Below are 24,095 nucleotides of genomic sequence, written 5' to 3' on the forward strand. Positions count from 1 at the left end.
CGTCAGGCACGTCTGGGACACGATTGACCGGCACGCGGTGCAGGCCGTCCGGCAATACGGGCTTGGGTGGCCCACTGCTGCAGGCGGCAAGACTCCAGGCGAGGCACCCGGCGAACGTCAGCGAGCTCAGTGTGGACATGGTGTCGCCTCAGTTTCCGAATGACGCGGGCACCATCTGGTCCTGGAGCCGGTTGGTCTTACCCGCTCGGCTCAGCACCAGTTCACTTTGCTGCTCGGCTACGAGCTTGTCCTCCGTCTCGGCCAGCATGCGAAAGAGCTGCAGTTTGGTCATCTCGTTGCCGACCGCGGTGGATTCGGCCTGAATGCGAGCCTGCAACTCCGCAACGCCCTTCGGGTCCTGCGTCGCGTTGATCTGTTGCGCGAGACTCTGGATCTGGTCCAGCTCCTGCAGCTCGGTCTGGTATGCCTGCAGACCGAACGCCTTGTCCTGGTAGGGCTTGTTGAGCGTGCGCCGACACACCTGCTGATCCACCCCGGTCTGGTCCTCGCAGTCGTAGATCCGGTTGGCCGAGCGCAATGCCTGCGCACTGCCCGTCAGGCCCGCGTAGCCGCCGTTCTGGATCGCGGTATAGACGCTCTGCCAGTTCGACGGCAACGAGTTGGCGACGACCGGATTGCTCAGAAGCGCGCCGAAACCGCGCGTGCCGATCGTCGATTGGTAGATGTGCATTTCTTGCTGCACTTGCTGCTTGAGTTGGCCCACGGTGGCAATGGCCTGCACGACGCTCTGCGCGTCGTAAACCGGGATCCCTTGCGCGTGAGCGCCGATGCACCGCACCGCACACACGAATGCGACAGTGATCCATTTGCTTCGTCCGTTCATGGTCATTCCCTCCTGGTCAGCTGTCCTGCTGGCCCAAATTCGCGCGTGCAGCGCGCTGGTAAGCTGGGGTCCCGCCGCCGCTTGACCCAGATCTCCCGCCCGAACCCGTCCGATCACGAATTTCGCCACCGGAGGGCGGGCCTCGTCCGTTACGGCTGAACGCCCGCCCAATCGCCGTGACGAGGCTTCGCGATGCCATGCCGGCCACAAACGCGCCGAAACCCGACAGAGTGGCGCCGCCAGACAAACCCGCTGCAACCGAAGGCAACTGCCAACCGACCATCGCGAGGAACATCCCGGTCGCAAAGAGCCCAATCGCGGCCGCCGCTGCAGCGGCATCGTCTAGGGAGGCGGAAACGGCTTGCATCAGGGCTGACGAATCGGCACCGGGTGAACCGTCCGTCACGTGGAACGAAGTGAGATCGGCCGAAAACGCCGTGAGCGCCATACCAAGGAAGGCAGCAACCAGAACCTGTAGCAACGCGTAATTGGCAACCTTCGCGGTCCACGCTTCGAAAAATCGCGCTGTGGGCGCAAACGCGGCGCACGCGATGAAGATCGGGCCCAGTCCGAGCACGAGATCGAGCAGCATCCTTGCCATCACGACCTCGAAGGCCAGCACGATCAAAAAGATGGACCCGCCGAGCGCAGCAATGAGGCCGCAGAGGAAATCCCCAATCGCGGCGGCCAGACCGCTCGGACTGATTCCCTCATGCGTCGCCTTGTTGAAGTAGGCGTCCATCACGAGGTCGACCTGTTGGTCGTAGCAGTCGAGTGTCTGGTAAATGCTGGTCGCGGCGCCCTGTCCCGTCACGGTGCTGCCGTTGGCCGACCCGCATCCCGGGTTGCCCCCGCCCGTCGTGTTCGCCGCGTTCTGGATGGTCTGGGCCAGCCCAGCCGTCGCGCCGTTGACGGCTGTGACAACCTGCTGCTGGTAGATCCCGGCGCTCAGCGCGAACGCCAGCGTGATCGACACTTTCAGCCCTCGCCAGGCAAAGGCCGGCACCGCCTCGTGGGCTTCGCCGCGCACCACCGCGAGACCATAGGCCAGCACCCAGATCGTGACGCCCGTGGTCACGACCGGCACGAGCGCTCCGGAAAGCGCCGACGATACGGTCGTCACGTAGGTCGACATGCCGTTTTCGAGGGTGCCCCCCACGGCAGTAAAGAGGCCGCTCATCCCGCACCTCCCGGCCCGGGCGTCGGGGACAAGCGCGAGCTCGCCTGAGCCGCCCGGCGCGTCGCTAGTCGCTCATGAAAAACGGGCAGCCAGTCTTTGGGCATATCTCCGACTTCGGCACGGATCGCATCGAGCAGCTCGACGTTATCGGTCGTGCCGGACAGGACATCGAGCACATCACCAAGCCCTGCGAGATCGAGTCGGCCGATCGCGGAGCGATGGCCCTGCTTGACGAGGAACAAGCGGCTGCTCTCGCCCAGGTTGCGCACGATATTGAATTCGGCTTCGGTCAGCTTGAAGCCATGCACGTAGTCGTCGTAGTCGGCACGCGGATTCGGCAGGAAGAAAAACGTCGCGCTCTGCTCGATCAGCGCACTGGCGATTTCGCTTCGCAATACGTCGGCCGGCGACTGGGTATCAAAAATCCCCAGCCCGTTCTGCTTGCGGATCGTTTTCTGCTTGTTCTTCGCAAAATCCGTGAAGACTGGGTCCCCGAGCCGCTTCCAGAACTCGGTCATCACATAGATGAAGCGTCGGCCGTCGATCAGGTTTTCGGTCCGATGCAGCAGGTACATCGTCACGGGTGTCGACACCTCGGGATCGTCCAGCAGCTCGGTGTCGTCGAAACCAAACAGTTTCGCGTGCGCCAGATCGATACGGTCCGCCGGATTATCGAGTACCCACCCCAGACGTCCGCCCGCACACCATTTGGCCAGCCGCGCATGCAAGCTGTTTTCGCCCACGTTCGGTAGGAGCTGCCGTACCATCGACAAACGGCGCAGGGACTTGTCCATACGCGTGACCTCTCGCACAGCACGTGAGATGTCGAGTTCGTCCTTTGCAGACAATGGCTCGCCGACGTCAACGAGTTTGCGCACGAGGCGCTCCCAGAAATCGATCACCGGCTCATCCGGTGCCATCTGGAACGGATTAAGCCCGGTGGGCTCGCCGCGGCGGAACACGGTATAGGTGCCGCCCATCGCACGGATCGCGATCTCCGTGCCGCGATCCTTGTCGAACAGCACCGCCGTAAGGTCATACTTGGTCGCCATCGCGAGCAAGAACAGCTCAAGTACCGTCTTGCCCGCTCCTGCCCGGCCTATGATCTGCGTGTTGGCGAGTGCCTTCTCGTCGAGTGAGTCCTGCTTATCCGGTGTCGCGTGGAAGTTCAGATAAAGCGGCTGGCCGCTGGGTGTCTTGACGATCGTGATTGCCTCGCCCCACGGATTGCCTTCGCGCTTGCCGGTCGCGAAGTTGTGCAGGCTTGCCAAACCGCAAAAATTGCGCGATGTGAGCTTCGCTTCGCGCGGCCGGTAGCGCCAGTTGGCCGGTAGTTGCGCAAACCAGGCCGCATCGGCCACGAGATCGATCAATGCCGTCTGGAACCCGGCGTCGGCCAGCTGCGTTCGTGCCTTCGCGATGCTGCGAGACACGTCATTCAGCGAGTCACCGAGCACCGCCAGCGAATAGTGATACTCGCCAAGAACGAAATTCCCGTTGATCAGATCATCGAGCGCGCGGTCGATCGCGTCGACCTGGGACAGGGCAACGTCCTCACCGGCAATAAGCTGATTGCGCTGCCGCTCCAACGCCTCCTTCGCCGTGGGTTTATCCAGAATCGTGAAGCTCTGCGTCTCGATATATTCGAAGTCGCCGTACAGCAGGCCATTGAGCATGCCCGGTTCGGTGTCTTCCGGATAATCCTTGAGGTCCAGCATCGCCGCGAACCGCGTTGCCGTCGGCATGCGAATCTCGATTTTCTCGGCCCCAACAAAGAGCCGCGAAATCGGCAGCGCCTCGCGAATCGTGCCGGCTGGCACGGGCTCAGGTTCCCAGACTCCGTTGACCAGATAGCCGAGCAGTTCCAGCGCTGACGAATAGCGGCGCGAAGTGGCCACGATGGGACTCGGCCGGCGATAGACACCGAGCGCGACCGGTTCGTAGGGTTTCAGGCTCGATTCGACCTGGGCCGCGAGCTCCGACATCATCTTCAGTGCGTCGAGTTGATCGCGCCGGATATCGTCGCGCGTGCGACGTGCCGCACGGCTGAAGACACGTCCGAGGCGGGTGCGGTTTGGCCGATAGACCACCGTCAGATACAACTCGTTGGCCATCATCCGGTATCCCGCAAAACTCGCGTAGTAGCGTGTCGCCAGTTCCTCGCAGAAGCGGTTGTCGTACTGCGTCGAGAATCGGTCCGACACCCGTCGGCGCAGACGATGCGACCACAGCGCCACATGGCCGCCCGCCAGTCCGCGCACAAATTGGTTGAATCCTTCGTGTCGCGCAAGGATGTCGGCGGGATCGGCTGCCTCGAACGCAATGCCGGCGATCTTCCAGATTTGCAGGTAGTCGCCTTCTCGCGTCTTGATGACGTGGTCGGTCACATGCGTCGAGTACGGGATATAGCCGGCAAGCGGCACTTCCCGGCTCGCGACGGATCCGACGTGCGATTGGCGCGCCATGTCATGCCCTCCTCTTCAGGCGCACCGGCACATAGGCGTGTGCGCCCCAGAAGCGGCGATTGACCTGACGCAACGCCATGCGGGCGCGTCGCGCGTGCTGCGCAAGCCGTTGATCGTCGTGGCGCGTCGTCACCCGCATCGCGACGAACACCGGAATCATCAAAACGAGGATCGCGACACCCAGCACAGGGCTGGCCAGCAGTGCCCAGATTGCGGGGATCAGCATGCCGCCGCCGACCATCAGGAAGGGCACCAGCGGCACCCCCCAAAGCATCGCGGGACGCGTGCAGCCTTTGAAGACGGGATCCTTGAGAGAATGCATGGTTAGTTGCCCCCGGATCAGCTCGAAGGAATCAACATGCCGGCGATGACGGTCGCGCAACCGACGAATAGACCGCCGATAAACACGTTCGCGATATCACCGAACCGGGCGTGCTGGAACATCATCCGAAAGCCAGCCCAGATAATCGAAATCGAACAAATCACGCCCCCGACACTCAGCAACGTCGTCTGAATCGTGTTGAGCAGCGTATTGACCTGTGATAGTTGCGCGCGGGCCGGGGCCGTGAACATCAGGGCCGAAGTGGCAAGAATGATTGCCAGTTCCGCCTTTCGGTCAGACAGAAATCGCATCGTCCGTTCGACGAATATCGATGATTTATATCGTATTCCTAAGCACATGATCGACTCCCTTCCGATACATCTCAATCTAATTCGTCAATGTCGAGTTAGAACACCACTGCACTACTGTCCGGTTTAAGAGGCTCCTCGGTAACGGGCGAAGCGGCGTTTATCACATCACGATCCCGCCGCAATAGCTGCCGAACCGCAGGTTCTGAGCGACGGGCACGAATCGACACTGCAGAACCGATCGGTACGACCGGAATGGGTGCAATCGCCGGAACAGACGAATTCGAGGAAGCTAGCGCCGCTGCGCTCTCCACGACACGCTGGACGTAGCCCGTCTGGTAGCCGGTCGAGAAATTGCCGCTCGCATAGCAGGACAGGCTCGCGCGTAATGCGGCCTGTACATCAGCCTGATAATCGGTCCCTGCGTGGAGCTTTCGGGTCGCCACCGCCGCTGTAAAACAGCGCTGCAGAATGGCTGCACCAGCAGCTAGGTTGCGACATGGCTCGAATGCGTTCTCGGCGGTCAGGCCATAGGCCAGCCAGTTCGCGCGATTCACCTGCGCGAGCCCGACACTGAAATTCCAGCCGCCTGCCTCCAGCGCGCGTACCGTCGCGACCGCTTCGGCCAAATTCGATGGCTGTCGACGCAGCCGCCCGTGAACGACGCCGATCGCGTAGGGATTGAATCCTGATTCGGTGCGCACGATCGCCGCCATCGTGGCCGGGGCGATCTGCGGCGCGCAGTCGTGCACGAGCGACAGAAAATCGAATGGCATTATCGATCCCCCTCTCCTGGGCGAACGACCTGCTGCAGGAGATGCACTGCCGACGTCGCGGAATAATGGGCGGAATGTATATTGTTACGTGCCGCTCCGTTCAGCGTGCCAGCCGTAGCAAGATCACAGGTTGGAAAAGGATCGCCGTCTCGCAGAGCGGCCCACAATCTCTCGATTGGCGGTACGCATTCGGCGTACTGCTCCGGGCCACCGGGGTTAGACAGACACAACATCACCTGACAACCCCAATCGTCCGCTCGTGCGACATCGGGCCACGCCATCGACGTTCCAAGCACGACCGCAAGCGACACCACACCACGCCACACGTTTTGTCGCACATCCGGAATCAACGCGGAATTATGCATGGCATGCCTCGGCCATTTCCGAAGGCAATGCCGCATCATTTGCAGAATCGAGTCGCCGTGCGAGCACGTCGAAACACGCGCTCATGGCCTGCCATTCGCGATTGGCCGCCAGACCGACTGGAATGAGATCCAGGACCGAGGTCCCATTCGCCTGCGCCTGCGAAATGGCGTCAATCCGGGGGAGCAATAGATGGCCGCTTGGGCTCTGATCATGTGGAACCAGCCAGGTGGCCACGCACGCCTCGAACGGCTTGAATCGGGCTTGCTGCCGCGGAGTCATCTCGACGCAGTTGGGCACGATACCGATAAAGCACAGCGACGGATTGAGCCGGGCTCGGACATTGCGCACGCCATTGCTGCCATTGACGAAATCGGCGACCTGCTCAAGCGTGTCCGGCGACAACAGAACGGGACTAATCAGCGCGTCGGCGAGCGCAGCCGCACAAATGGCACGCGCGTCAGGCCACGGCGGGCTATCGATCAAACAGACGTCAAACAACGGAGCGACCCGGGTCAACAGGTGTCGCAAGTTGGCGTAGAAATGCACGCCAGCCGGATCGGCTCGATACGCAATGCCGGCAACGGCGTCCGCCGCAAGCACGCAAATGCACGGTTCTGCCACATCAGATAGTCGGTCGGACCGAATATCGAGCGCCGCACGCTTCATCGAGCGTGCACGGGCGCCACGTGTAAGCGAAATGGCACTACACGCCGGCTCGGCCAGATCAAGCACCAACACCCGATATCCGCGTACAAGACGAAGATAATGGGCAAACTGACACACCACTGTCGTTCTGCCTGTACCACCATGGCCCGAAGCCACAAGAAGCGATTTCATGGTCGTCACTCTTCGGATGGGGCTCCGAGCAGCGACGTCCTTTGATGAAAGTGAGAGAATCCCGGCACGAGGAAGGATCCCGACGAGTTCAACGTGCATTCTTGAGAGCACGCCAGAAAACAGAAAAGCCTGCGATTACAGGCTTTCTCACGAACGCTACGGCACACTACGCCATCACACAGACGTCAATGCTGCGGGGCCGCTAACGCGTACTCGGTCGTGCTGTGCACGTTGACCGGATCAGATTGTTGGCTTCACTGTAGGTCAGCTGCCACGTCGATTCAAGGGCCGACATGCGTCGACGAGATGAGACGATATCTCTATCGTGCCGTGAAGCTCCTCGCTGTTCCTATATTTATTTCGTGTTCGGGGTGAACTCGATATTGTCCGCGGCGGACCTACACGAGGCGAGTGCGACTCACGCCGCACGAGCGGCCGTACTATGGAAGTCACCGAACATTCATTCCTCGAATGTCACTGTTTGGTCTCGCCTTCTGCAAGGGCGCGGGCAAGCGCGGACCGTGCCGCATGGAGTTCCAGATCAAAATGCTGACGTGGATGGCGGGCAATCTTCAGCCGTCGACACACGACTTCTCGACTCGCATGCCAGAGATAGACCATGCGCAGAATATCCCGATTTCGGGGCGGCAGTGTTCGCCATGCTCGGGTCACATATTCGGCATCAACGGGATCATGGGCACCACGATTCGACTGCCCCCAGTTGCGAAGACGCTCATCGAGCGACGGCGGCGGCTTATCGTTTTTCACCGCTGCCGTCCTGCTCTTCAGGTTCGCGCGCCTGCGAAGCGCGATATCGCGCAGGATCTGCCAAGAACTGTTCGATATCGGCCGCCCGCCACCCTACCATTCGTCCGCCAAGCGCAATGGCACGAGGAAACGTTCCGTCTTGCATGCGCTTGTAGATCGTCGACCTCGATAGACCGGTGCACTGCTCGACCTGTCGTCGGCGCAAGATTGTCCGCGTTCCGTCACCATTCCAAGACATGATTCGCCCTCCATACCCGGCACGAACGTGGCCGGACGTGAAGAGCATTCAAGCAGCGAAAATGACGATGGACCAAACCCGTCGTATCGACGGGACATCCCGTCGGTTCAGCGCGGCATCTCGGTGGAATTCGCGGATGGTATGAAGGAGGCCCGCGCGCCCAAAGCGCAGTGCGAGGTCATCGCGAGTAGATGCAGCCCTCGCGGCGGCCGACTTCGTAACTTCGCCATAGGCAGGGAAGGTGATCTCTGGGTGCTTTACGGGAGACTGGTCGGTTTCACGACGCCACGTTTAGCGTTGCAATGGGTGACGCGAGCTGTCCCGCCATCAATCGTTGGAGGTTTTCCCAGGCTGCGCAGTACCGGTGCATCGGCACGGCCGCCAACTGATCGTCATGAACGACCAGGATCTGCTCGATCATGGACTGCTCGCGACCAAGCAACAGCCAAGCCGCGCCCTGCTCCGCGCGTGCAATGCATGCTTCCAAAGCGGCTTCGGCTTGCCGGTACATACTCAAATCCGCGCCTGTGTCGGTCTCGCTGCGCATATAGAACGCGAGGTAGACGACTCGTAACAGACAACTGATTTGCTCTTCTCCCCCATGACCGGCCCGCACAGCGGCCAGCGCCATATGATTTTCGAGGGACAGCGCACGGACCTTCGCGGTCGGCAATGGCAAGAGGTCACCTTTCGTAAGCGGCTTGCGACCCGGGCGTCGGACTTTCTGCAAAACCATGAGGCATGAAGTACCCGTGATGATGTTGAGACATGATACCGCGCGCCTCACATCCAGCCGAATGCATCCTGGTCTCCACCCCAAGCAATCGCTGCACTGAAGGCCGGACACCCGATCCGGCCGTGTTCTACCCTAACGAGGTCGTACTCTCAGAATTTGACCCGCATCCCGGCACCCGCGCTATTGCCCGTCGACACACCTGTGATCGTGTCATAACGCCAAGCTGCATACACATCGGTTCGCTTCGACAGCGGGTAGTCGTAACCCAACGCGACCGTCGACCAACGGATATGATCGCCTACCGACGGTCGTCGCCGTGTTCCCGCCCACGACAGCAGTACGCTTCCTAACCCTATCCGAGCACTTGCCCCGAGCTGTACCGTATCGTCCGTGACGTGATTGTTGTTGTCCACACGTTCGTACTGTGCGAACAACTTAACCGCACGCAACCGATACGCGCCACCGGCCATCCAGGCGGTCTGCGCGGTTGCGCCGTTGAGAAACAGCGATGCCGTGTGTAGACTCTGCACGGCGGCCGTCGCGGAAAACGGGCCCGCGAAGTACAACACGTTCGCGCTATAGTTGGCCTGCCCTGCATGGCCGGCGACGCCGGCGTTGCTGTAAAGCAGACTTCCCGACAGACCGGCCACCTCGGGTGTCTGATAAAGGAGCGAATTGTCGATCGCAGTATCGCTCTGGAGTGACGCAGCACCCATGGCCGAGCCAAGGAAACTATGCACGACGATCGGCGAGAAGACAAACGAATTGCCGAACGGATTGAACAGCAGCGTCGACACGAACAGCGGCGCGGTATTGCGCCCCAGCGTCAACTCCCCGAAATGGCCGCTCAGACCAACGAAGGCATTTCGCCCGAAAAATGACTGTCCGGGAAACGAACCGGCCTGACCGCCGTTGATACGATAAAAGCTCTCGAGCGTGAAGACGGCCTTCATGCCACCGCCCAGATCCTCCGTACCGGACATCCCCCAATACGAAGTCGTCATCCCGCCAGAACCGACTTGCCACGCGTTGCCGGCTGCACCGGCAGGATGCACTTCGCCAACGAATGCGTCGGCCAGCCCATAGAGCGAGACCGATGATTGCGCATGTGCGATCCCCGCACAGGTTGACATGCCTAACACCACAACCCACTTCCCTGCGTTACCCCCAAATTTCCTTAACTGCATGATGTCTCCTTCGTCCTTGTGATTGTCTGTGCGTGTCGTGGTGTCTTGACGTCGCCCTTGTTCAAACCGGACGTACCCGCGCGAGCGGCCGACCGCTGTCGGCCAGCGCGATTGCCACCACGATCTCGTTCGACGCTGGCGCATCGGCGAGCGTGAGCGATACCGCGTCGAAGTGGTCGAAGCTCCACATGTCGGTGGTGCAGTGCAACGGAATGTCCAGGCATGTGCCTGGCGCACCGCGCTTGGTCACCGACGGGATCAACGACGTGGCGCCAGGCAAGCTCTCACGCATGGCCTTGCCCATGCGGGGATGCAAAAGCGCCGCGGCACACTCGAGCGGTACCGCGCTGCCTACGAGCGCGGCCTTGCCATAGGCCTGAATTGCCGACGGCGCGACATCCAGCGCCCATCGCGCCCGTCCGGTCAGCAACGTGCCCAGCTCAGCGCCGAACTCATAGAGCGGCTCGAGCGCCGCGCGTGTCGGGTCCGCGCGCCAGTCGTCGAATTGGAGCACTGCCGCCACCACGACCTGCCGATGCGGCGGGTCGACCGGCACTTGCAGTTCGGCGCGCCGTTCAAGGAGTTGGACGACGATTTTGGTAATGGGAGGATTCATGTCCGCACCTCCGCGCCCTCCGTCTGGCCCTGCATTGCTTCTGTCGGAACCGGAAACGGACCGCGTGCGGATTCGTACGCACGTGCCACACGCAACACCAGCGCATCGCCGCCCGGTGGCCCGACGATCTGTAGGCCCGTCGGCAATCCACCTGGCAAACCACACGGCACACTCGCCGCCGGCAACCCAGTCTGGTTGCACCACGACGTCAACGGCGGTGCCATGCGCGAGCGCTCGGGCCGCCCCTCCGCGAGCGGTGGGGCGCAGTGGAATGTCGGCGTGACCAGCAGGTCGTAGTCTTCAAAGAACGCAGCCATCGCGACCGTGAGTGCGTGGCGCGCCTGAAGCGCATCGACAAAGGTCGATGTGAGGACGCTATCGCCCGCCTCGGCCAGCGCACACACATCCGGATCGAGCTTCGGCCGCGCAGCGGGATGAAGCTGCCGGACCCTTTGTGCAAAGAACACGGCCCACTGAATGGCGTGTATGCGGCTCTCCAGATAGCCGTCAAGCGGCTTCACGTCCGTTTCCTCGACCTGTGCCCCGAGTGCCTCGAACAGGCCCACCGCATGACGGATGCTCAGGGCGATGTCGGGCTCAACCTGTACGCCCGCAGGTGCCGGACAGTAGGCGATGCGCAAACCGGCGATGCCATCATCCAGACCGATGCGCAGATCGGGACAAGCAGAAACCAGTCTTCGCGCATCGCTCTGGCGGGCCATCACGGTCAGCATCAGCGTCGCGTCGCTTACGCAGCGCGCGATCGGCCCAAGCGTCGATAGGTGCGTCCAACTCACCGCCGCGCCGGCTGGCACCAGGTTGAACGACGGTTTCATTCCGACCACCCCGCTCCAGCAAGCTGGGACGCGGATTGAGCCGCCGCCGTCGGTGGCCAGCGACAACGGTCCCATGCCGAGCGCAACCGCAACAGCTGATCCACCGCTGCTCCCGCCGGACGTGAGACGCCGGTCCCACGGGTTACGGGTAATGCCGGTGATCGGGCTGTCCGTGACGATCTTGTTGCCAAACTCCGAGGTCGTGGTCTTGCCGAACAGCAGCGCGCCGCCTTGTCGCAGTCGCGCGACCGCGGGTGCGTCATCGGCCTCCGGCGCACTGGGTGACGTGAGCGATCCGTATCGGGTAGGCAGTCCGCGCACGGCGATGAGGTCCTTGACCGAGACCGGCACGCCATCCAACAATCCACACGGCTCCCCCCGCATCCAGCGTCGCTCCGACTCGCGCGCGGCGGCCAGCGCGCTGTCCTCGTCGAGGCTGCACACCCCGTTGACAAAGGGATTGAAGTGCGCAACCCGGTCCAGCACCGCGCAGATAACTTCGACGGGCGAGAACGTGCGACGCCGGTAGCCGGCCATTAGCTGCTCGGCATTCATTCCCAGTACGTCATTCATATGCAATCCTTAGCAATTGAGATAAATTAGAACGCGCTCGATTCCCTCATGCCTATCCCTCACACTGCGGTGGAATCGGTCCGGCCGAGTCCAACACCGCGAAACTATTGTCCGCCAGTGCCCTGCCGATAAGGGTTTGGCACAACACATGGTCACCGTCCTGGCTCACGCCCGCCTTACCACGCGGCAGGTTCAACGAAACACCCGGCATCGCGACTTTCACGCGGGCCACGTCGACGCTGCCGGCCGCCTTGACAGCCGCGGCAAACAGGCGAAGTCCCGCATACGTGCACTCACCGTGCGGTAGCACCACGGCCAACTGCCCTAATCGAGGGTCGTGTGGCCCTGCTTCATGCGCCGTGTAGCGCGCGAGAAAATCCCGGTTCTCTGGGTTGTCGACGCTCATGAAATACGAGGACACGCCGATGATCCCGGTCGACGCGCCGGTGGTTGCAATCGACAGCGACTCGTGTGCAATGTCAGTCACCAGTTGCGGTTTCATGCCGAACGAGCGGTACTGTTTGACGAAGGTGACCGGGTCGTCGCCGATGCTGTGCCAGACGATCTGTGGGCGCTGGCTGGCGATCTGCTGCAGCACCGCACCATAATCGCGCGTGCCGAACGGCAACCAATACACGTTGAGAAACTGCCCGCCGTAACGCTTCACCGCTGCCTGCAGTCTGGGGACCAGCACCTTGCGGTTGCTGCCGATGTCCGAGACTACCGCGCACACCGTGCGACCACCCTGACGCATCAGCCAATCGATCAGTGGGTCGATGCGTTGGTTGACAGTCAGGCCCGTAGTGAACAGATTCGGATCGCAGCGCCCCTCGTCGAAGTTCGGGTAGATCACGAGCCGGCCAGCGGACTTGGCGGCCTGCAACGCTGCTTCGCGCTCTGACGGTAGCACCATGCCAGTCAGGACCGCGACCTCATCGCGCATCAACAGTTGCCTGGCCTTCTGCAGCGTCACAGCGGTGGACATCTGGGTATCCTCGACGCTCAGTTGCAACGGGCGTCCCAGCAATCCACCGGCGGCGTTGATTTCGTCGACGGCCAACTGCGCGCAGTTGCGGTTGGTCTCACCCACGCGGGTGACCGGACCGCTCAGCGGTGCAAGCAAGCCAATCTTGAGCGGCGTGGTGGCCCGTACCAACGATGGCATAGCGGACGTGGTGAGTGCGCCGACGGCACTGAATAGCGCGGTTCGGGTAAAGGCACGGCGGTTCATCATGTTCTTCATTGGGTGGAGCTCAGGTTGGAATGCGTCGAATGTGGTGAAGAGATTGAAGACGTGTCAGACTCGGCGGCCGGCGACAGGTATTGCGCCAACGGATGAGCCCCTGCGGCACCGCTTCGCGGCTCGATGCGGCCGGCATGGGCAAGTCGCCCGTTCTTGAGCACGATGCAGCGCTGTGCGCTGCGCAGCACGAGATCGAGGTTCTGCTCGACCAGGAGCACGGCGAGCTGCGATCGGCGGCACAACGTTGGGATGACCTCGCCGATCAGTTCGACCAGATTCGGCTGCACACCGTCGGACGGTTCGTCCAGCACCAGCAGTTTCGGCCGACCGCACAGCGCGCGGGCAATCGCGAGCACCTGTTGCTCACCGCCGGACAGCGTGCCTCCGTGCTGCGAGAGTCTGGACTTGAGAATAGGGAAATATTCGAACACCTCGTCGAGAATCGCCCCACCACCCGCAGCCTGCGTGCCCATCATGAGGTTCTCGCGCACGGTCAGCTTGGGAAAAATCCAGCGCCCCTGAGGTACCAATCCGATGCCGCGTCGGGCAATCACATGGGTGCGCAAGCCGTTGATAGATTGCCCCTGAAACCGCACGTCGCCCGTCACGCGTGGCAGCAAGCCCATGATCGCTTTGACCAGGGTCGTCTTGCCCGCACCATTACAGCCGAGCACGCCAACAACTTCGTTTGGCCCGACGTCGAGGTCGAGTTGATGCAGCACCGCGACGTCGCCATATCCGGCAGACAGATTCTCAATGTGTAGCATGACCCGCTCCCTGACCGAGATAGATGCGCCGGATTTCTTCATCGCGCGCGATGTCCGCATAGGAGCCTCGCCGAACGATCTGGCCGCGATGCATGACCCATGTCTCGCACTGCAGCGCCTCGACAAAGCTCAGGTCGTGCTCGATCGCGAGTACCGCGCAGCGCTCGCGCAGCCGGTGAATCAGGCGCACGAGCCGTTGCGCATCGGCGGCCGACAGGCCGGCGGCCGGTTCATCGAGCAAGAGCAACGCGGGTTGGCACATCATCGCCATACCGATTTCCAGCCATTGGCGTTCACCATGCGGCAGGGTCATCGCACATAAGTTGGCCTGGTCCGACAGTCCTATCTCGTCCAGAATGGCGTCCGGGTTCGGCATCGGCATGTCCCGGTACGACGCAACACCGAGGCCTGCGACGACGAGGTTCTCGCGCACGCTCATTGAAAGAAATGTGTTCGTGCCTTGGAACTTGCGAACCACGCCGCGTCGGCAGAATTGGTGCATCGGCCGCCCCGTCATGCGCACACCGGCGAGATACAACTCTCCGGCCCCCGGCGCGATCGCACCGGACAACAGCCCGACCAAAGTGCTCTTGCCAGCGCCGTTCGGGCCAATCACGCACAGCAGGTCGCGCGAGTCAATCGACACATCGACGTTGTCGACCGCATGAATGCCGCCGAACGCGCGCTGCAACCCTTCACCCTTTATCAGCGGCGTATCCATTACCGGCCTCCTTCCACGCGTTCGGCACGATGTAAGGGGCTACGTCCCCGTCGAATTCGCTCGATCCGACGTGCCCCGGCGATCAAGCCCCCGAGTCGTACGCCGTTGGGCAGGAACAGCACGCAGCAGAGGAACAATGCGCCGAGCAGAAGCGGCCATCCGTCAGTGGTTGCGCTCGATACCGTTTGTTTGAGCAGCGTCAACCCGACGGCGGCGAGCACCGGACCACCGAGCGTGCCTTTACCGCCGATCGCCACCCATAGAATGACTTCGGTGGCCAGCACCGGCGAAAACACATCGGGCGCCACTACCCCCGAACAGGCGGCCATCAACGATCCTGCGATAGCGGCAAGTCCGGCCGATGCAACGAACACCAGCAAAAGGTGCCCGGACGTGTGATAGCCGCACGCCTTTGCGCGCCATTCGTTCGTCGCGATCGCGGTCAGGACTTTGCCGTACCGGCTGCGGCATACGAACCAGGTCGCGACGAGCAGCACGGCAAGCACCGTCACGACCGTGTACCAGGACCCGCGCGGTCCGCTCAAATCGAGCGTCTGCCCGACCGGTGAGAAGGACAATCCCGGAATGCCGAGGAGGCCCGTATCACCGCCCGTGACCGACTGCCAGCTTGTCGCCAATTGCTGGACGACAATCAGCACGGCCATGCTGATAATGGCGAAAAAGTGCAACCGCACACCGGCGAACAACAGGAAATAGCCCAACACGGCTGCGACGACCACGGCACAGACCAGTCCAACGATCACTCCGACGGCGGACGTCTGTCCATATTGCATGGTAGCGATTGCGAAACCGTACGCGCCGAGCCCGAAGAAAGTCGTGTGTCCGAGCGTGAGCACACCGGCCCTGCCCCACAACAGGTCGTAGCTCAGTGCCAGCAGTCCCATGATCAGCGCATCCCGCACGGTCAAAAGCAAATAGCTCCCTAGGCAAAACGGCAAGACCAATGCGGCCGCAACAATCGCGGCGCCGATTGCCATCGGAGAGATGTCTTCGATACCGATCGCTGGCTGAAACAGCCAGCGGCGCGCACTCGCAAGAAGTTGTCGGAGCATGATTCAACCTTTACCGTGGAGCTGATGGGCGGCGCTGAAACCGGGCAACAGGCCTTGTGGCCGAAAACGGATCAGAACGATGGACAGGACCAGCACGATCGCCGAGGCGAGTGACGGATCCACGCGATAGCTGAGCAGCGTTTCAGCCGTGCCGACGAAGGCGCTGCCTAGCAGACTGCCGGCGATCGAACCGATACCGCCCAACACGATCACGAAGAACGCCTTGGCCAGATAAGCGACGCCAAGGTGGGACTCCACCGATATCATCGGTGCGACAAGTACGCCGGCCAGCGATGCGAGTGCGGCACCGCCACAGAACGCCAGCCGGTTCAGCCGTCGCGTGTCGATACCGACCGCCTCTGCCATCGCTGGGTGCTGGATCACAGCACGCAACTGAGTTCCGAAGCGCGTACAGGCGAATAGCAGCCAGCAACCGGTCGTCACCGTCGCTGCAACGCCAATCACGAACAGCCGATACGCCGGATAGCTGCCCCCCGGCACGGGAATCGCCCCATCTATAGGCGCGTACACCAACATCGGATGTGTGCCGAAAATCAGTTCAAGGGCTTTCTGGACGATCAAGCTGATCGCGTACGTCGCCAGCAATGTGTCGAGCGGACGGTCGTAGAGCAGTCGGATCACGAGGCGCTCAAGGAACCACCCGAGCACCGCACCAACCACCGGCGCCACAAACAACGCGAGCCAGAACGCATGCGGCCCGCCCAACGATTGCGCCACTGCTAACGTGTAGGCCCCGATCGTCACCCATTCCGCGTGTGCGAGGTTCACGATGTCCATCAAACCGAAGATGATCGCGAGACCCAGCGCGACTAGCGCGAGGATGCTCACGTAGCTGAGGATGTTCAAGATTGTCGCCATCGTCAAAAGTCCGTCATGTCATGTCCGCCATGCCAATCCCGTCCAACTCGAGAAACTGCGGAGTCTCGTTTCACCAAGCGGAGAAGTCATCACTTCGCCGCCATCAGGCTAAGCAATTCTTAGTTTTTAGGCTAAGAGATACTTAGTAAAAATCCTGCAATAACTAAAGAAACTCTTAGGATGCCTCGGCCCTCATCGACATCCTCTGCTTTCCCCAAGCGCCTGAAACAGGCCCGTCTGCACTCGCGCCTCACCCAGGAGCAACTTGGGATCGCAGCGGGTATCGACGAATTCTCCGCAAGCGCGCGCGTGAACCAATACGAAAGCGGAAAGCACACACCGAAGCTGCAGATCGGCCAACGGCTGGCCAGTGCACTGCAGGTTCCGACCAGTTACCTTTACGAAGAAGACGACCTGCTCGCTAGCCTTCTCGCAACTGCTGCAAGGTTGCCTCGCGAAAAGAGAAAGGCCCTCCTCAAGAGCGCTGAAGCGTTGACGCAGACTATCGGCCTGACCTCCAAGACCAAGTAATTTTTAGCCTGCAGACTAAGAGTTACTTAGTAAAAACGGCACGCCTTTCCCGGACACTCCGTGAATGTCCAGCGATGCCACCTCTCCCTCCGTGTTTCCCAAGCGCCTGAAACAGGCTCGATTACGCTCGGGCCTTACACAGGAACAGCTCGGCATTCAGGCGGGCATCGACGAATTTTCCGCCAGCGCCCGCGTCAACCAGTACGAAAAGGGCAAACATACGCCCACGCTTCAAACCAGCCAACGTCTGGCGCGCGCGATGCTCGTTCCCACCAGTTTCCTCTATGAGGAAGACGACCTGCTCGCAAACCTTCTTGCCATCGCCGGCCGACTGAGCAAGGAAAAGAAGAGAGCACTCATTGCGAGTGCGGAAGCACTCGCGCAGGAATAGCGCTCAAAGTCGCTCCTCACCGGGCGCATCGCAGCACCCTCGGTGTCGGCAACGACACCACATACCCTCCCAATACGCCCCCAGTTCTCTCGAGCAAACGACGCGTCGCCGATTTCGGTGACTGGACACCTTGCGCCCCGAAATACGCGGCATGTCACGAATTCTGCGTCTCCGCTGCGGATAACGCTTGGCGCATCACCTATTTATTATCATTAAATCTACGCTCGTCACGGTCACTCGTCAACGTGCCTCATCCAAGCGTTTACCCGGCAAATCTCCCTCTAACATGATGCCCCGCAGCTTGACAAACGCGGCCGGTCACGCCTACCGTTGATTTATTATAATTAATTGGAGGATGGCATGGAAATCGACCTGTGTGAACTGACTGCGTGGGAACTTAGCGGGCTGTATGCGAACGGACGGACGTCGCCCGTCGATGTGATGAAGACCATCTTGGAACGGATCCAGTCATTGGATCCGACGGTCAACGCATTCTGCCAAGTCGCCGATGAGGCTCTCGAATTGGCGCGGGCGTCCGAGGCGCGCTGGCAACGTGGCGCGCCCCTCAGCCAACTCGACGGCGTCCCGGTCAGCATCAAGGACAATATCGCCGTTGCCGGACTCCCCACGCGATACGGGTCGCGGGCAACGATGCCTGAAGCCGCCGCATCGGACAGTCCCAGCGTGGCGCGCCTACGTGAGGCGGGGGCAATCTGCTTTGGCAAAACGACCATGCCGGATTTCGCACACAAGATCGTCACCGACAGTCCCCTCACCGGCACCACGCGCAATCCATGGGACCGCTCGCGTACGCCGGGTGGCAGCAGCGGAGGTGCGGCCGTCGCCGTTGCGCTCGGAATGGGCCCGGTGGCCATCGGCACGGACGGCGGCGGATCCATTCGCATCCCAGCCTCCTTCACCGGCGTCTTCGGATTCAAGCCCAGTTTTGGGCGAGTACCCCACGCACCTCGCGGTCCCTTCGGTCTGCTCAGTCATGTCGGCCCGATGACACGTTGCGTCGAGGATGCCGCGCAGATCCTAACGATCATCACCCGCCCGGACAGCCGCGACTGGTACGCTTTACCGTTCGAGGGAGCAGACTATGCGCGCGGGCTGTCATGCCTTCCCGTTCCGGGCGGCATTCGTATTGCGTGCAGTCCCACGCTCGGATTGCCTGTCATCGCCGAGGCTGAAATCCACGATGCCGTGGTACGAACTGCAGCGATGTTTCGCGAACTTGGAGCACTCGTTCACGTCGCCGATCCGCCTGGCGTCGCGCAGTGCAATGCGGTCCACACAACACTTTGGCGTGCATGCTGCCGTCAGCTCACGGACGGCATGACCGACAGGTGGGCCGAACTCGACCCGTCGCTGCAGGCATACGCGCAATCCGGCAACGGCATCTCGCGGGGGGAGCTATTGGGCGCGCTGATCGAACGTGGAGAGTTGGGCGCCGCCGTCAATGCGTTTTTCGAGCGGCACGATCTCCTCATCTGCCCGGTATATCCCGACGTGGCCCCGTCACTTGCCGAAGTGAGTTCAAGCACAGCCTTGTTTCCGCATTTCACGGCATGGTGCAATCAGCTGGGACTGCCGGCGGCAAGCCTCTATGCCGGGATGACTGCCACGCGCCTGCCCGTCGGCATCCAGATTGTAGGCAGTCGCCATGCCGATGCGTTGGTGTTGTGGGCGAGTCATATGCTCGAACGCGCATTTGGGCGCGCCCCGTTCGCCGAGCTGACACGCGAGCTCTTCGCCTCCGCGGCCGGCGCAACCCCTGCCTAATGAGCTAAGAGCAGAAGTCGACCGGATCCGGTCTGAATGCTTTAGCCGGCATCACGATCGGAATCCAGGTCCAACTCTGAATCCAGCACCAGCTTCTGCTGCAGCGCAGCGTGCACTGTGCGCAGCTGCGAATGTGCTTCGTCCATGTGCGCCGTCATGAGCTGCGCGACCGCGTCGGCATCCCGACGTCGCGCGGCGTCCAGTATCGCGCGGTGCGCGGCAACCGTGTGCCGCCCGAATGCCTGATAGTCCTGCTGCGTCACGTTCCCCGCCACGATCACGAGCGTGTGCAGCATCTGGTTGATGATCTGGCATAGGCTACGCAGAAACGCATTCGGATGTGCTGCAGCCAGTACATCGTGGAAATGGATATCCTCGTGTCGCTGGTCGAGCGCCTCGGCGTGACGTGCTTCGAATGGCTCGCAGACGGACACACTGCGCTCGAGCGCATCGAAGTCCGCGTCGCTCAGATGGGGAACCGCACCCGCCGCCACCATGGGTTCCAGCGTGCGGCGTACCGCATAAATGTCCTCAAGCGTGATGCTCTCGAAAAACAGATAGTTCTGCAGCGACTGGAATGCTCGGGCCAGTGGTACGCGCGTAATCGTCGCGCCGCCATCCGGCCCGGTACTCAGTCTCACGAGCCCTTGCATCTCCAGCGCCTTGAGCGCATCGCGCATCGAACCCCGGCTGACGTTGAACATCTGCTGAAGCTCGGCCTCCTTGTTCAAGCGCTTTCCTGGCCGTGCCTGCCCGTCGTTAATCCAACGCTTGATCTGCTCGGCCACTTGGTCGCCGCGCTTGATTGCGCGCGAACCTCGTTTATCCGGCTGCGCCGGCGACATCTTCTTTTCGGTTGTCGGTTTTCGCCCTGCCATATCGGTCACGTCCGTCGTTGGCCATTCACTGCTGTATCCCGGCGCCATTATCAGGCATCCGCGCCCGACACGGCCAGATTTCCAACTCCATACAAGGCTCCCTCCCAACGTTAGGAGTAGCCGGGATGGTGACCAGGACCTACGCTGCAATCCGAACACCATACGCCGAGTACCCATCAATTCCCTGCATGTCGGTCACTCGATGTCGGTTGCCATCAGGAGAAATCCCTCATGTCACAGTCGGTGAAGTCGTCTCAGATGCAATCCACGCTTGCGACCATCCGGGCCAAGCTCTCGGCCGACGGGCTGGAACTGGATCAGCTTGCTGCGCGCATGCGTTTGCACGGCCCCGAAGCCGACCGGACACGGCAGATTCCGGATGCAGTTTGTGCACCCTCGGACGTAACTGCGCTGAACTTGAATCTCGTTCCGGCCGCGTACGGCGGTTGCATAGACGTGCAATCACTGATGTCGCGCACCACACTCATGGAATATCTCGGGTACGCCGACGCGGCGCTAGCGCTCGCGCTGCCCGGCCCTGGCCTTGCAATGCCGCCCGTCCTCGCACTCGGCAGCGGCGAGCAACAGATCCGCTTCTTCAAACGATTTCGCAGCGACATACCGCGCTGGGGTGCGTTTGCCATTACGGAGCCCGACTGCGGCTCGGATGCGACCGCGATGCGGACCACCGCTCGCAAGACGGCACGCGGCTGGGTGCTGAACGGTACCAAGTGCTTCATCACCAACGGCGCACGCGCGGACGACGTGATCACGTTCGCCACCATCAATCGGCACGCTGGTCGTTTCGGCGTTCGAGCGTTCCACGTCGATCGCAATATCCCGGGCTTCTCTGTCGATCGCATCGAGAAAATGGTCGGCCTGCGCGCGAGTCAGCTTGCGGTCCTCTCTTACACCGATTGCGAAGTACCTGACGACGCGCTTCTCAGACGCAGTGACGAAAAGCCCCTCAACGACGCGTTTTCGGGCGCACAACACGCATGGGACTACTTCCGCCCCCTACTTTCCGCGGTCATGGTCGGCGCATGTCGACGAGTACGCGACGATCTCGCGGCCTACTTCGAAGCCGGCGGGCATCCTGTGAATCAACGCCAGCGCACTGCCGATGTGAACAACGCCTTGCTCGATATCGATCGGCAAATCACTACAGCGCAGTTGCTCTGCCGGCACGCCGCGTGGAAAACCGATCAAGGCATCGCAACTTCCACGGATTCGTCAATGGCCAAGGCGTATGCGTCACAAGTAGCCGCCCGCGTCACCCGAGCGGCGATCGATCTCGTCGGTCTCGATGGTATCGCTGCCTTTCCCTCGCTTGACCAAAGCTATCGCGATGCGAAGGCTTTCGACATCATGGAAGGCACCGGGGACCTGCAGCGGCTCATGATCGCTCGCTCCGCACTCCGCTCGACCTCACTTCCCTGGGAGGCCATCTCTCCCGCGTCGCACCGCTGCTCAGAAGCGCATCCATCCTGAACCCGTCCGAAATTCGCACTGGAGATCGTTCATGGCACCCAACCCCGCTTCCCCCAGCTCCGCTAGCGTGTCCGAGACAGTCAAAACCTGCTTGCTATCGGTACTTGGCAGCACCCTGAGCACCGATCTCATCGTAGACGACACCAACCTCTTCGATGTCGGCGTGGATTCAATGAATATGACGGACTTGCTGCTGCAACTCGAACAGCGCTTCGGCTTCACGCTGGCCCCCGAGGATCTGTCCGCCGATCTGTTCCTGCGTTTCGGCAATCTCGTCTCGTTCGTCGAATCCCATGCGTCCTTCGACTAACTTCACTGGCGCCGAGCCGCGCATTGTCGCCACGGCACGATATATCCCGCGGCACGATGTCCCGGCCGATGCAGATATCGAACCATTCATGGTTTCGGGTGGGTCCGCACGAGAGGACGTGATGCAAGCCGTGTATGCCGATACGCTCCGGTGGCGCGACAGTGGTGCCCCATTCGGCGTGGCCGGTATTCCGTTGCCGCAAGCATCACGGGCTACTGATAACCGTGTCGCTGTGGAATCCAACCAGACATTGTCCGACATGGCACTTGCCACAGTGCGAACGCTGCTTGACTCGTCGCCTCAGGTCGACGCATCCACACCCGATCAAATCATCGTATGCACAACGAGCTTTGAGCATGATCTGGCATTGTCGTGTGCTTGCCGTCTCCACAGCGAACTTGGATCAAGCCGAGCACCGCTGGCGGTCGGCCAACTGCAAGGCGTGTCGTTCCTGATGGCGCTGGAGATTGCCGTGGCGATGATGGCCGCTGACATTCGACTGAAGACCGTCGTGATTGTCGCCGCGGAACGCTGGCGCCGGCCGTTCTCTCGTCGGATCGGCGCAATGATCGACATGGGTGACGGGGCCGCGGCCGTACTGATCGCGAGAAACCCCGGCCCGGGATGGCGCGTGAGCGGGCTCACCGTACGGACGCCCGGAATCCCACCGCTCGCAAGTGAGCGCGAACCCGTCTACACATTGACGCTCACGGACGTCATTAGCGAGACTTGCTCAGGCGCGGATTTGCAACCTGCGAATGTCGACTGGGTCCTTCCAGCGCCAATCGACACTCGACTGGCTCGCGAAATCAATACGCGTTGCGGACTGCGGCCCGAACGGGTCTGCCACATACGTATGGACGCGCCTGGCCATTTCTGCGCCGCCGACACGCCTGCACGGCTCGACGCGCTGCTGCGGTCGATCAACCCTAGCAAGGGACAACATGCCCTCGTTTGGTCCGCCGGCTTCCAAGGACAGGCCGGTTGCGCTCTCCTTGAATATCGTGGAGGTGGATCATGATCGTGTCGCAACGGCCTAGCTCGCTTGCACTGGCTGGCATCGCATTCAGTCTGCCGGATCGAACTGTGGATGCACATCGCTGGGCGGAGCGATGTGGTCAGCCGTCGATTCGCGCGCGCGCACTGATCGAAAACGGCGTAACGCAGTTCCACGACGCGGCTGGCGAATCGCCCGTGACGCTCGCCGTTGACGCCATATCGTCCCTGCTACGCGACACCCGAATAGCGCATGAAACGATCGATGCGCTCGTGTACACACACACGATTCAGAGCAGCGTTATCGCACCGCCTGCCAGTACTACGCAACAGATCCAGTTCCAACTGAATCTGAACCGCGCGCTCGCATTTTCAGTCACGCAGCAGCACTGCGTCTCGCCAATGGCCGCGATCCGTGTGTTGCAGGCGCTCGCCATGCGACGGCCCTCCATCCGGCGCGCAATTGTGGTCTGCGCCGATGTGATCGGATCCCACTGCGACCGACTGCGAGCAATTCGGGATCTTGCCCTCCATAGTGACGGTGCTTGTGCGCTATTGCTCGAACGAGACGGTCATCGAAACGCCATTGCGGGCCTGCACGTGTACGCAGACGGACGATCCTTCCGCGGCACCGACGAGGATCTGCAGCCGGTTCCCGACGACCGGTACTACTGGTCTGCATTCACGACCATGCGGGCCGCCATTCAACAAGCAGGCATCACGACACGCGAGATTACGCACGTACTGCCTCATCACGCCAATCTTCCGGGTTGGTTCAGGCTGATGACAATGCTTTCCATTCCTCGTGAGCGGCTCTTCACGGCGAACTTCGCGTCAATCGGTCACGTCTTTGGCGCGGACCCCTTCATTAACTTCCAGACATGTTCGAACCGGGAACCGGGCGGCTGGTCGCTGCTGTTCTCGTGTGGCCTCGCTGGCTGCTTCGGTGCCATGGTGGTCCGCCACTGATCACCTGAA

At 61.5% G+C, this 24,095-nt stretch carries 26 protein-coding genes; 7 read left to right on the plus strand and 19 right to left on the minus strand.

From position 1 onward, the window contains the following. Positions 1 to 148: 148 nt before the first annotated feature. The 18 genes from virB5 to O1Q03_RS03370 form a co-directional block, all read right to left on the minus strand. Positions 149 to 844: a P-type DNA transfer protein VirB5 gene (virB5, locus tag O1Q03_RS03285; RefSeq protein WP_124455091.1), complete on the minus strand. Its 696-nt coding sequence runs from the start codon at positions 842 to 844 to the stop codon at positions 149 to 151. A 16-nt stretch (positions 845 to 860) separates the two neighbouring features. Beyond that, positions 861 to 2,024, minus strand: coding sequence for a type IV secretion system protein (locus O1Q03_RS03290; protein ID WP_124455093.1), 1,164 nt, complete (start codon positions 2,022 to 2,024; stop codon positions 861 to 863). After that, the gene (locus O1Q03_RS03295) at positions 2,021 to 4,489 is read right to left on the minus strand and encodes a VirB4 family type IV secretion/conjugal transfer ATPase (protein ID WP_124455095.1); all 2,469 of its coding nucleotides are present in this window, start codon (positions 4,487 to 4,489) and stop codon (positions 2,021 to 2,023) included. Before O1Q03_RS03295 ends, O1Q03_RS03290 begins: the two co-directional genes overlap by 4 nt. Before the next feature lies 1 nt (position 4,490). Further along, positions 4,491 to 4,811: a type IV secretion system protein VirB3 gene (locus O1Q03_RS03300; RefSeq protein WP_269501659.1), complete on the minus strand. Its 321-nt coding sequence runs from the start codon at positions 4,809 to 4,811 to the stop codon at positions 4,491 to 4,493. A 17-nt stretch (positions 4,812 to 4,828) separates the two neighbouring features. Then, a complete protein-coding gene (locus tag O1Q03_RS03305; RefSeq protein WP_260434947.1) occupies positions 4,829 to 5,122 on the minus strand; it encodes a TrbC/VirB2 family protein in 294 nt (97 codons plus the stop codon). 95 nt (positions 5,123 to 5,217) lie between these two features. Beyond that, the gene (locus O1Q03_RS03310; protein WP_124455101.1) at positions 5,218 to 5,895 is read right to left on the minus strand and encodes a lytic transglycosylase domain-containing protein; all 678 of its coding nucleotides are present in this window, start codon (positions 5,893 to 5,895) and stop codon (positions 5,218 to 5,220) included. Between the two features lie 357 nt (positions 5,896 to 6,252). Continuing rightward, complete coding sequence (locus O1Q03_RS03315; protein WP_185658220.1) at positions 6,253 to 7,098, minus strand: ParA family protein; 846 nt, start codon at positions 7,096 to 7,098, stop codon at positions 6,253 to 6,255. Between the two features lie 474 nt (positions 7,099 to 7,572). Continuing rightward, complete coding sequence (locus O1Q03_RS03320; protein ID WP_124455108.1) at positions 7,573 to 7,866, minus strand: hypothetical protein; 294 nt, start codon at positions 7,864 to 7,866, stop codon at positions 7,573 to 7,575. After that, positions 7,853 to 8,104 carry a helix-turn-helix transcriptional regulator gene (locus O1Q03_RS03325; RefSeq protein ID WP_124455110.1) on the minus strand — a complete coding sequence of 84 codons (252 nt, stop codon included), beginning with the start codon at positions 8,102 to 8,104 and terminating at the stop codon, positions 7,853 to 7,855. The genes O1Q03_RS03320 and O1Q03_RS03325 overlap by 14 nt, the downstream gene beginning before the upstream one ends. 277 nt (positions 8,105 to 8,381) lie before the next feature. Further along, positions 8,382 to 8,840: a hypothetical protein gene (locus O1Q03_RS03330; RefSeq protein WP_124455112.1), complete on the minus strand. Its 459-nt coding sequence runs from the start codon at positions 8,838 to 8,840 to the stop codon at positions 8,382 to 8,384. A gap of 149 nt (positions 8,841 to 8,989) precedes the next feature. After that, on the minus strand, positions 8,990 to 9,973 hold the full coding sequence (locus O1Q03_RS03335; RefSeq protein WP_260434953.1) for a porin: 984 nt from the start codon (positions 9,971 to 9,973) through the stop codon (positions 8,990 to 8,992). Between the two features lie 115 nt (positions 9,974 to 10,088). Then, the gene (locus tag O1Q03_RS03340) at positions 10,089 to 10,643 is read right to left on the minus strand and encodes an amino acid synthesis family protein (protein ID WP_124455116.1); all 555 of its coding nucleotides are present in this window, start codon (positions 10,641 to 10,643) and stop codon (positions 10,089 to 10,091) included. After that, on the minus strand, positions 10,640 to 12,052 hold the full coding sequence (locus tag O1Q03_RS03345) for an amidase family protein (RefSeq protein ID WP_124455118.1): 1,413 nt from the start codon (positions 12,050 to 12,052) through the stop codon (positions 10,640 to 10,642). Before O1Q03_RS03345 ends, O1Q03_RS03340 begins: the two co-directional genes overlap by 4 nt. 52 nt (positions 12,053 to 12,104) lie before the next feature. Further along, the gene (locus O1Q03_RS03350; protein ID WP_269501737.1) at positions 12,105 to 13,283 is read right to left on the minus strand and encodes an ABC transporter substrate-binding protein; all 1,179 of its coding nucleotides are present in this window, start codon (positions 13,281 to 13,283) and stop codon (positions 12,105 to 12,107) included. Positions 13,284 to 13,291: 8 nt separating this feature from the next. Beyond that, the gene (locus tag O1Q03_RS03355; RefSeq protein ID WP_124455120.1) at positions 13,292 to 14,062 is read right to left on the minus strand and encodes an ABC transporter ATP-binding protein; all 771 of its coding nucleotides are present in this window, start codon (positions 14,060 to 14,062) and stop codon (positions 13,292 to 13,294) included. Beyond that, positions 14,049 to 14,783, minus strand: a complete 735-nt coding sequence (locus tag O1Q03_RS03360) for an ABC transporter ATP-binding protein (RefSeq protein ID WP_124455122.1) — start codon at positions 14,781 to 14,783, stop codon at positions 14,049 to 14,051. The genes O1Q03_RS03355 and O1Q03_RS03360 overlap by 14 nt, the downstream gene beginning before the upstream one ends. Next, positions 14,783 to 15,856 carry a branched-chain amino acid ABC transporter permease gene (locus tag O1Q03_RS03365; protein ID WP_124455124.1) on the minus strand — a complete coding sequence of 358 codons (1,074 nt, stop codon included), beginning with the start codon at positions 15,854 to 15,856 and terminating at the stop codon, positions 14,783 to 14,785. The genes O1Q03_RS03360 and O1Q03_RS03365 overlap by 1 nt, the downstream gene beginning before the upstream one ends. A 3-nt stretch (positions 15,857 to 15,859) precedes the next feature. After that, a complete protein-coding gene (locus O1Q03_RS03370; protein ID WP_124455126.1) occupies positions 15,860 to 16,735 on the minus strand; it encodes a branched-chain amino acid ABC transporter permease in 876 nt (291 codons plus the stop codon). Between the two features lie 180 nt (positions 16,736 to 16,915). On the opposite strand from O1Q03_RS03370, the gene O1Q03_RS03375 reads away from it, so the two are divergent. The 3 genes from O1Q03_RS03375 (at position 16,916) to O1Q03_RS03385 (ending at position 19,442) form a co-directional block, all read left to right on the plus strand. Beyond that, positions 16,916 to 17,266 (plus strand): helix-turn-helix domain-containing protein, encoded by a 351-nt coding sequence (locus tag O1Q03_RS03375; RefSeq protein WP_124455128.1) that lies wholly within the window; start codon positions 16,916 to 16,918, stop codon positions 17,264 to 17,266. Positions 17,267 to 17,330: 64 nt separating this feature from the next. Continuing rightward, positions 17,331 to 17,657, plus strand: a complete 327-nt coding sequence (locus O1Q03_RS03380; protein ID WP_124455130.1) for a helix-turn-helix transcriptional regulator — start codon at positions 17,331 to 17,333, stop codon at positions 17,655 to 17,657. A gap of 360 nt (positions 17,658 to 18,017) precedes the next feature. After that, positions 18,018 to 19,442: an amidase family protein gene (locus tag O1Q03_RS03385; protein WP_124455132.1), complete on the plus strand. Its 1,425-nt coding sequence runs from the start codon at positions 18,018 to 18,020 to the stop codon at positions 19,440 to 19,442. Between the two features lie 41 nt (positions 19,443 to 19,483). On the opposite strand, the gene O1Q03_RS03390 is transcribed toward O1Q03_RS03385, so the two are convergent. Beyond that, a complete protein-coding gene (locus O1Q03_RS03390) occupies positions 19,484 to 20,320 on the minus strand; it encodes a FadR/GntR family transcriptional regulator (protein WP_124455160.1) in 837 nt (278 codons plus the stop codon). A 231-nt stretch (positions 20,321 to 20,551) separates the two neighbouring features. Between O1Q03_RS03390 and O1Q03_RS03395 the strand changes: the two genes are divergently transcribed. The 4 genes from O1Q03_RS03395 to O1Q03_RS03410 all read left to right on the plus strand — a co-directional run bounded on the left by O1Q03_RS03395 (position 20,552) and on the right by O1Q03_RS03410 (position 24,086). Beyond that, the gene (locus O1Q03_RS03395; protein WP_124455134.1) at positions 20,552 to 21,811 is read left to right on the plus strand and encodes an acyl-CoA dehydrogenase family protein; all 1,260 of its coding nucleotides are present in this window, start codon (positions 20,552 to 20,554) and stop codon (positions 21,809 to 21,811) included. Between the two features lie 31 nt (positions 21,812 to 21,842). Further along, complete coding sequence (locus O1Q03_RS03400) at positions 21,843 to 22,121, plus strand: acyl carrier protein (protein ID WP_124455136.1); 279 nt, start codon at positions 21,843 to 21,845, stop codon at positions 22,119 to 22,121. A 121-nt stretch (positions 22,122 to 22,242) separates the two neighbouring features. After that, positions 22,243 to 23,142 carry a 3-oxoacyl-[acyl-carrier-protein] synthase III C-terminal domain-containing protein gene (locus O1Q03_RS03405; protein WP_260434948.1) on the plus strand — a complete coding sequence of 300 codons (900 nt, stop codon included), beginning with the start codon at positions 22,243 to 22,245 and terminating at the stop codon, positions 23,140 to 23,142. Next, the gene (locus O1Q03_RS03410; RefSeq protein WP_111442660.1) at positions 23,139 to 24,086 is read left to right on the plus strand and encodes a 3-oxoacyl-[acyl-carrier-protein] synthase III C-terminal domain-containing protein; all 948 of its coding nucleotides are present in this window, start codon (positions 23,139 to 23,141) and stop codon (positions 24,084 to 24,086) included. Before O1Q03_RS03405 ends, O1Q03_RS03410 begins: the two co-directional genes overlap by 4 nt. Positions 24,087 to 24,095: the final 9 nt, after the last annotated feature.

The sequence above is a fragment of the Burkholderia sp. IMCC1007 genome (assembly GCF_027257875.1).
GTDB lineage: Bacteria > Pseudomonadota > Gammaproteobacteria > Burkholderiales > Burkholderiaceae > Burkholderia.

What these genes read in the sequence shown, in the direction of transcription:
- virB5 (WP_124455091.1), bottom strand. Translation starts at nt 844, where the DNA reads ATGAACGGACGAAGCAAATGGATCACTGTCGCATTCGTGTGTGCGGTG.
- O1Q03_RS03315 (WP_185658220.1), bottom strand. Translation starts at nt 7,098, where the DNA reads ATGAAATCGCTTCTTGTGGCTTCGGGCCATGGTGGTACAGGCAGAACG.
- O1Q03_RS03365 (WP_124455124.1), bottom strand. Translation starts at nt 15,856, where the DNA reads ATGCTCCGACAACTTCTTGCGAGTGCGCGCCGCTGGCTGTTTCAGCCA.
- O1Q03_RS03370 (WP_124455126.1), bottom strand. Translation starts at nt 16,735, where the DNA reads ATGGCGACAATCTTGAACATCCTCAGCTACGTGAGCATCCTCGCGCTA.
- O1Q03_RS03300 (WP_269501659.1), bottom strand. Translation starts at nt 4,811, where the DNA reads ATGCATTCTCTCAAGGATCCCGTCTTCAAAGGCTGCACGCGTCCCGCG.
- O1Q03_RS03350 (WP_269501737.1), bottom strand. Translation starts at nt 13,283, where the DNA reads ATGAACCGCCGTGCCTTTACCCGAACCGCGCTATTCAGTGCCGTCGGC.
- O1Q03_RS03335 (WP_260434953.1), bottom strand. Translation starts at nt 9,973, where the DNA reads ATGTCAACCTGTGCGGGGATCGCACATGCGCAATCATCGGTCTCGCTC.
- O1Q03_RS03330 (WP_124455112.1), bottom strand. Translation starts at nt 8,840, where the DNA reads ATGGTTTTGCAGAAAGTCCGACGCCCGGGTCGCAAGCCGCTTACGAAA.
- O1Q03_RS03340 (WP_124455116.1), bottom strand. Translation starts at nt 10,643, where the DNA reads ATGAATCCTCCCATTACCAAAATCGTCGTCCAACTCCTTGAACGGCGC.
- O1Q03_RS03400 (WP_124455136.1), top strand. Translation starts at nt 21,843, where the DNA reads ATGGCACCCAACCCCGCTTCCCCCAGCTCCGCTAGCGTGTCCGAGACA.
- O1Q03_RS03310 (WP_124455101.1), bottom strand. Translation starts at nt 5,895, where the DNA reads ATGCCATTCGATTTTCTGTCGCTCGTGCACGACTGCGCGCCGCAGATC.
- O1Q03_RS03380 (WP_124455130.1), top strand. Translation starts at nt 17,331, where the DNA reads ATGTCCAGCGATGCCACCTCTCCCTCCGTGTTTCCCAAGCGCCTGAAA.
- O1Q03_RS03290 (WP_124455093.1), bottom strand. Translation starts at nt 2,024, where the DNA reads ATGAGCGGCCTCTTTACTGCCGTGGGGGGCACCCTCGAAAACGGCATG.
- O1Q03_RS03325 (WP_124455110.1), bottom strand. Translation starts at nt 8,104, where the DNA reads ATGTCTTGGAATGGTGACGGAACGCGGACAATCTTGCGCCGACGACAG.
- O1Q03_RS03295 (WP_124455095.1), bottom strand. Translation starts at nt 4,489, where the DNA reads ATGGCGCGCCAATCGCACGTCGGATCCGTCGCGAGCCGGGAAGTGCCG.
- O1Q03_RS03390 (WP_124455160.1), bottom strand. Translation starts at nt 20,320, where the DNA reads ATGGCAGGGCGAAAACCGACAACCGAAAAGAAGATGTCGCCGGCGCAG.
- O1Q03_RS03405 (WP_260434948.1), top strand. Translation starts at nt 22,243, where the DNA reads ATGCAAGCCGTGTATGCCGATACGCTCCGGTGGCGCGACAGTGGTGCC.
- O1Q03_RS03385 (WP_124455132.1), top strand. Translation starts at nt 18,018, where the DNA reads ATGGAAATCGACCTGTGTGAACTGACTGCGTGGGAACTTAGCGGGCTG.
- O1Q03_RS03410 (WP_111442660.1), top strand. Translation starts at nt 23,139, where the DNA reads ATGATCGTGTCGCAACGGCCTAGCTCGCTTGCACTGGCTGGCATCGCA.
- O1Q03_RS03360 (WP_124455122.1), bottom strand. Translation starts at nt 14,783, where the DNA reads ATGGATACGCCGCTGATAAAGGGTGAAGGGTTGCAGCGCGCGTTCGGC.
- O1Q03_RS03395 (WP_124455134.1), top strand. Translation starts at nt 20,552, where the DNA reads ATGTCACAGTCGGTGAAGTCGTCTCAGATGCAATCCACGCTTGCGACC.
- O1Q03_RS03305 (WP_260434947.1), bottom strand. Translation starts at nt 5,122, where the DNA reads ATGCGATTTCTGTCTGACCGAAAGGCGGAACTGGCAATCATTCTTGCC.
- O1Q03_RS03375 (WP_124455128.1), top strand. Translation starts at nt 16,916, where the DNA reads ATGCCTCGGCCCTCATCGACATCCTCTGCTTTCCCCAAGCGCCTGAAA.
- O1Q03_RS03345 (WP_124455118.1), bottom strand. Translation starts at nt 12,052, where the DNA reads ATGAATGACGTACTGGGAATGAATGCCGAGCAGCTAATGGCCGGCTAC.
- O1Q03_RS03355 (WP_124455120.1), bottom strand. Translation starts at nt 14,062, where the DNA reads ATGCTACACATTGAGAATCTGTCTGCCGGATATGGCGACGTCGCGGTG.